1 protein-coding gene is annotated in these 1,341 nt (G+C 43.5%); it reads right to left on the bottom strand.

Annotated elements, in window-relative coordinates; all coding sequences use genetic code 11:
• Positions 1-1,341 (bottom strand): arylsulfatase (locus tag ACUNWA_RS19005; protein ID WP_445593508.1); only part of this gene is annotated, 1,341 nt, incomplete at both ends.

The following is a 1,341-nucleotide window of genomic DNA, read 5'->3' on the forward strand; positions in this document are numbered from 1 at the left end:
AGCAATTCGTTCCTTATACTTTTTTGCAGCCACATAGTTCTGGACTTTACCTCCAAAAGGAAATCCTTCAGTATCTGTTCTGCTCTCTTTAAACAGTTTTTTTACCTGTTCAATAAGTTCGGGATGATCACTTGCCACATTTGTTGTCTCAAACAAGTCCTCTTCCAGGTTATAGAGTTCAATGGGAGATTCAACGCCATATCTAACTCCTTTCCATTTGCCAATACGTACAGCCTGCCTAAAACCACCATCGGGAAGTTTAGTTCCCCAGCCATCAATTTGCAACTCCCAATACAAATATTCGTGCTTGGGTTGTTCCTTACCGGTCAATTCAGGTAAAAACGATATTCCATCGGTATGTTCCGGAATATCAATGCCAGCAATTGCGGCCATAGTTGGCATGAAATCCTGAAATGCCCCCACATGTTCAGACACAGTACCTTGTTCGATTTTATCCTTCCAATAAGCAATCAGAGGTATACGAATCCCCCCTTCATACATGTCTCGCTTATAACCTTTCAATCCTCCGCAGCTATCAAAAAAGCGATGATCATGCCCACCTTCCCGATGTCCGCCATTATCGCTGGTAAAGAAAACTACGGTATTGTCCAGTTCTCCTGTCTCCTCCAGCTTTTTTAGTAATCGTCCAATTTGTTTGTCGAGTAAAGTAATACGTGCCGCATGTCGCCGCTCGGTTTCCGGCCACTCCTGATCTGCATACAAATCCTTGTTTCGGGTATAGCGCTCATGCCCATGAGGAATCCGATACGACATGGTTATAAAAAAGGGTTTATTATCTTCTTTTTGATCCAGATAATCCAAGACAAAATTGGTTCGAAATTCATCAATACAATCATATTTTTCCTGATCGTAACGAATGGAATCATGATCGATGTTGATCCAGTGTACCAGTTCATCATAGTATTTCCCCCCAAACCGGGAGGGCCATTGTTCCTGTATAGCGTAATCAAATCCCCGGTTCATAGCCCAGGTTGATTCGTCATTCGGATCATCCAAATGCCACTTGCCAATGAAAGCCGTTTGATAACCGGCTCCTTTCATCATTTCCCCCAGGGTTAGCTCATCCTTTTTTAAGGGCACCCTTTTCCAAATATCATTATCGTAAATCCCGCTATTTCCACGGATACTCGCATGCCCCGCATGTTTCCCGGTCATTAGTACCGCACGGGAAGGAGAGCATACGGAAGACCCCGCATAAAAACTGGTAAATCGTACTCCTTCTTGAGCCAAACTATCCAGCACCGGGGTTTTTATTTGTTGCTGCCCATAACTACCCAGTTCTCCATAGCCCATATCATCGGCTAATAAAAAGAGAATATT

This window comes from Sunxiuqinia sp. sy24 (assembly GCF_052677165.1).